The organism is Proteus sp. G4380 (assembly GCF_963885725.1).
Classification (GTDB): domain Bacteria; phylum Pseudomonadota; class Gammaproteobacteria; order Enterobacterales; family Enterobacteriaceae; genus Proteus; species Proteus mirabilis.
In genome coordinates this window covers 1-5105 of sequence record NZ_CAWPAV010000026.1, presented here as the reverse complement: position 1 = coordinate 5105, position 5105 = coordinate 1, and the positions used below count along the sequence as shown (strand labels likewise).

Sequence of the window (5105 nt, the reverse complement as noted above, 5' to 3'; positions counted from 1 at the left end):
TGATTCAGACATCAGTCTGAACGCAGTAGGGATCCACGTCCTTTAGGGCGTGGAGGATGTCAAAGCAAATAGAGTTTGACTGATGTCTCAAAAAAACTATTGGAACAATGAAATAATAATAAAAATATATAACCTACGTCATAAAACACAGTAAAACTATTTACTTCTTTCTGCTTTTTCTACTGTGAATACAGGGCAGAGCCTTCTCAATAAATAATATACATGGGGATAGACCATGAGCTTATCGTTTAAATTATCTGCATGCGCACTGACAGTGACTTTAGCAATGGCGCCTGTGATGTCTCAGGCATGGGAAAAAGATAAAACTTACCAAATTACCATCCTACATACTAATGATCATCACGGTCACTTTTGGCACAATGATCATGGCGAGTACGGTTTAGCTGCTCAAAAAACTGTCGTTGACAATATTCGCGATGAAGTCGCTAAAAATGGCGGTAGCGTATTGCTTCTGTCTGGTGGTGATATTAATACGGGGGTTCCTGAATCTGATTTACAAGATGCAGAGCCTGATTTTAAAGGGATGAATCTTGTCGGTTATGACGCTATGGCGCTGGGTAACCATGAGTTTGATAATCCACTGGAAGTGCTACGCCAACAAGAAAAATGGGCTACTTTCCCCTTCCTATCTGCGAATATTTATCAAAAAAGTACCGGTGAACGTTTATTTAAACCTTATACTATTTTTGATAAGCAAGGAGTGAAAATTGCGGTATTAGGTTTAACTACCGATGATACGGTGCGTATTGGTAATCCTGCTAACTTCCCTGATACTGAGTTCCGTAAACCGGCAGATGAAGCGAAAAAAGTCGTTGAAGAATTACGTACCACAGAAAAACCCGATATTATTATCGCTGCTACCCATATGGGGCATTATGACGATGGTAATCATGGCTCTAATGCACCGGGTGATGTTGAAATGGCGCGTGCTTTGCCGAAAGGCTATTTAGATATGATTGTCGGTGGACACTCACAAGATCCGGTTTGTATGTCTCAAGAGAATAAAAATTACAAACAAGCAGATTATGTTCCCGGCACACCTTGCGCTCCAGATAATCAAAATGGCACATGGATTGTTCAAGCCCATGAATGGGGTAAATATGTAGGTCGCGCTGATTTTGAGTTCCGTAATGGTGAGTTCACATTAAAACACTATCAGTTAATTCCAATTAACTTAAATAAGAAAGTGAAAAAAGAAGACGGAACCACTGAGCGAGTTTACTACACAGAGGAGATCCCTCATAACCCTGAAATGATGAAATTACTGACCCCTTATCAAGAGAAAGGTGGTGAGCAATTGAATGTGAAAGTGGGGGAAGTTGTTGGTAAATTAGAAGGCGATCGTAGCAAAGTTCGTTTTGAACAAACGAATATGGCGCGTTTACTGTTATCTGCTCAGGCGGAGCGTGCGAATGCTGATTTTGCCATTATGAGTGGTGGTGGTGTACGTGATTCGATTGAATCTGGCGATATTACTTATAAAGATGTATTAAAAGTACAACCCTTTGCTAACGAACTCGTCTATGTTGATTTCAAAGGTGAAGAAGTTGAACCTTATCTATCCGCAGTTGCTTGCATGAAAGTAGATTCAGGCGCTTATGCACAATTTTACAATGTAAGTTTAACCGTAGATGCAGATTGTAAAGTGAGTGATGTAAAAATTGCGGGCAAACCATTAGATAAAACTAAAAATTATCGTATGGCGACATTAAACTTTAACGGTATTGGTGGTGATGGTTATCCTAAGATTGATTCACACCCAGGATATGTCAATACCGGCTTTGTTGATGCAGAAGTGCTAAAAGGTTATATCGAAAAACACTCACCACTAAAAGCGGCTGATTTTGAACCGCAAGGCGAGATTGTGTATAAAAAATAGTATTTATTGAAAATATACAATAGATAATTCCCAAAAGGCGGCAGAGGATGTCGCCTTTTGTTATTTTATTTCTTATTGGCAGCTTGGTTGATATAAAAGCCTAAAATAAGCAATCAGTTACTCTTAATCCTCTTTACGGATCAGGGCAAATTGTGCACCTAATACTGAGCATAAATCTTCAGCCGCTAGTTCAATATCCAGCCCTCGCTTACCTCCTGAGACATAGATAGTGTCAAACTTAAGTGCTTGATCATCAATCACCGTGGGAAGGCGCTTTTTTTGTCCTAATGGGCTTATACCGCCGACTAAATAACCTGTTACTTTTTGTGCTATTTGTGGATCGGCCATTTCTGCTTTTTTAGCTTTAAGGCATTTGGCGACTCGTTTTAAGTCAAGTTGACTTGATACTGGGGTGACCGCAACGGCTAGGTTTTTAGCATCACCATTTAACGCAACAAGAAGCGTTTTAAACACTTGACGGTTATCTAGTCCTAACTTTTCAACGGCTTCATCACCAAAGTTATGTACATTCGCATCATGTTCATAAGGGTGAAGAGTAAATTTAATTTTTTGTTTTTCCAGTAAATTCACTGCGGGAGTCATAATTATTCCTACTCAATAAGGTGAGAGCAATGGTGAACGTGATCTTGTTATGCTTGATAAGTTAATCGATCAACTAAATTATCTTCACCAAATAAGTGAAGAGCACCGACGGTGACAACATAGTGGCCTGCTGGAAGATTAGAAAGCGTTGTTGCCCAGACTTGATTGCGCTTTTCCATTAAAATATCAAATACCGCTTTGCTAAAAGTATTTGGCAAAGGAGAAGGGTGCTTTTCACTGGTATAATTTAACCACCAATTGATCATAATTTGCAATGCCCGTGCATTTTCATGCCAATTTTTTAGCGTATCTTCGAGTAATTGTGCGCCGTCTTGTGGAAAATCTAATAATAATGCGACCTGACGCTCAATACCTTCTAGCTCTATAATCGCTTTTTGTTGTTTATTGGCTTGTTGGATAACTTGATAATCAATGCCGTGCTGTGGTTGTAATCCAAGTTGCATCGCTTGGGTTGATTGTAATATCAGCGCGATTTGCCACAGTGGTTTATCATCAATTTGGTAACGTGGAATAGAAAGAAGATCACAATGGCTGATGATAGTGGCAAGTTGTGTTTCATTTACTCGTTGTTCTAATGGCTCTCGCAATAACGATAGCTGATCAAAGGGCTGAGTTTCGGTTGAAATATCCGCTTCGACAATAACCGCATCCGCTGTTGCTATTTTATTAATCAGCACATTGGATAATGGTGACATCGTTGGCACGCCCATATGGATACTACCAACAAGATGTAAAGAGACATGATTAGGGAGTGAAATATCAATAGCAGGATAGGGGTAATAAGATGTTTTCTGTATACCGATCCATTTCTTGATTTTCTGTATTATATCCTTCATTTGATACGCTCCTCATGGGATAAACCACAAGGTTGTAGCATAACGGATTTTGTATTGAATAAAACAAGGAAAACTGAGTTTTACCTAGCTTTCCTTATCTTTACCGCTATATTTATAAATTTATATTACCAACTAATACCGATCCCCCCCGCAGAGACCCAATTGTTAGCGTCATTCCAAGCGGTTGAGGCTTTAACTTTAACATTTTCGTTGATACGGTATTGCATTCCCCATGCAAATGCTGTGGCATTACGATAATTACCGATACCCATTGCGGTGCTAAAGGTTGCTGCATCATTAAAGGGTAAATTACTCATCGCTGCAACAGAGGCAATTCCTTGATTAGCGCGCTTTTCAACTTTATAGAAACGATTATTGGTTTCATTTTTAAAATGGCTAAGATCATTTCTAATGGCATTAATATTATCTGTGTTTAACTTATTTCCTGCATATAAAGAGCCAAGATGACCTACTAAACTTTTAGATTGTTCATTAACATCGAAATCATTAGCTAGGTATTGCTTTACATATTTTTTATTTTCGTCAGCAGTTTGTTTAACTTGATTAATATTTTCTCTATTTGTTTGTATATCTTCTTTATTTGTTTGTATATCTTCTTTATTTTTTTCTACAATACTTTCTACTTTAGTAATACCTTCTCTATTAACAGCTATATTACCTTCATTTTTTTTCACATCACTTTCTACTTTAGTAATTTTATTATCCTGTAAAGTTAACGTTTCAGTAGTTATTTGTTGTTGATTCGCTATAGCTCCAACTTCATTATCTATTTTTCCTGATAATAAAACATATGCATTAGCAATATCAACTCGTGTTACTGGTTGCGATAATCGCTTAGTAATCATTTGGATTTCAGTTAATGGTTCTGCTGTTTCTAGATCTTGATTTGCAACAATAGTAAAAGAGGTACCTTTTTCTATACTTTCGTCAACAATATTTTTAAAATCTTGTATCTGATGTAATAATGCCATCTGTGTTAGTCTTATCTCACTAGTATTTTCATCGTTCATTGTTTCTAAAAAGCCTGCTTCTAGACTTTCTAAATAAGAAGACATAGTACGAGCGATATCCTTTTTACTTTTATCCACTAACATACTTCCATCTTCATCAGAATCAACATCTATTGCTTTAGACATATGATCAAAAAAAGGTTTAGAAAGGCTGACTAAAATATTTTCAGATGATGTAGATGTAGAAGGTCTAGAAATAGAAATAAAGGCTGAAATGTATTCACCTATCAATTTACTATGATAATCGGTTGCATGATCAGTCATGTCAAGGTATGTTTTAATTGCTTTAATTGTTTTAATTGGATTAGCATCTGTATTTGGAAATTGTGTCCTATATCCTGATGTATTACCTATTGTTGGTGCGCGATCACGCATTAATGGTGGTTGCGGTAGATGAGGCATTAATGGTGGTTGTGGCAGATGAGTCGTTGGTTCTGTTTCTGAACCTACACTTGATTCTACCATAGAACCATTTCCTAATTGTGAAGTATTACCTGTTGGCAATGGGCTTGGGCTAATTACTGGTGCGCGATTACCCATTAATGGTGGTTGTGGTAGATGAGTTGTTGATGTTGAGGGAATACCTATATTTGATTCTACCATAGAACCATTTCCTAATTGTGAAGGATTATCTGTTGGTAATGGGCTATCAGTATTAGAAAAAACATTTGCAGAATAAATTAAAGAGAAAGAAATAAGAAATAATTTATTATA

Annotated in this window: 4 protein-coding genes; 1 reads left to right on the top strand and 3 read right to left on the bottom strand. The window is 37.2% G+C overall.

Features of this window, described 5'->3' with window-relative positions:
- Window positions 1-235: 235 nt before the first annotated feature.
- Window positions 236-1900: a bifunctional UDP-sugar hydrolase/5'-nucleotidase UshA gene (gene ushA / locus AACU98_RS01585; RefSeq protein WP_004244272.1), complete on the top strand. Its 1665-nt coding sequence runs from the start codon at window positions 236-238 to the stop codon at window positions 1898-1900.
- A 123-nt stretch (window positions 1901-2023) separates the two neighbouring features.
- On the opposite strand, the gene ybaK is transcribed toward ushA, so the two are convergent.
- The 3 genes from ybaK to AACU98_RS01570 form a co-directional block, all read right to left on the bottom strand.
- The gene (ybaK, locus tag AACU98_RS01580; RefSeq protein ID WP_004244271.1) at window positions 2024-2503 is read right to left on the bottom strand and encodes a Cys-tRNA(Pro)/Cys-tRNA(Cys) deacylase YbaK; all 480 of its coding nucleotides are present in this window, start codon (window positions 2501-2503) and stop codon (window positions 2024-2026) included.
- Between the two features lie 47 nt (window positions 2504-2550).
- A complete protein-coding gene (locus AACU98_RS01575; RefSeq protein WP_004244270.1) occupies window positions 2551-3360 on the bottom strand; it encodes a TraB/GumN family protein in 810 nt (269 codons plus the stop codon).
- A 125-nt stretch (window positions 3361-3485) separates the two neighbouring features.
- Window positions 3486-5105, bottom strand: a 1620-nt coding sequence (locus tag AACU98_RS01570; protein WP_161735400.1) for a YadA-like family protein, incomplete at its 5' end; no start/stop codon positions are given.

What these genes read in the sequence shown, in the direction of transcription:
- ushA (WP_004244272.1), top strand. Translation starts at nt 236, where the DNA reads ATGAGCTTATCGTTTAAATTATCTGCATGCGCACTGACAGTGACTTTA.
- ybaK (WP_004244271.1), bottom strand. Translation starts at nt 2,503, where the DNA reads ATGACTCCCGCAGTGAATTTACTGGAAAAACAAAAAATTAAATTTACT.
- AACU98_RS01575 (WP_004244270.1), bottom strand. Translation starts at nt 3,360, where the DNA reads ATGAAGGATATAATACAGAAAATCAAGAAATGGATCGGTATACAGAAA.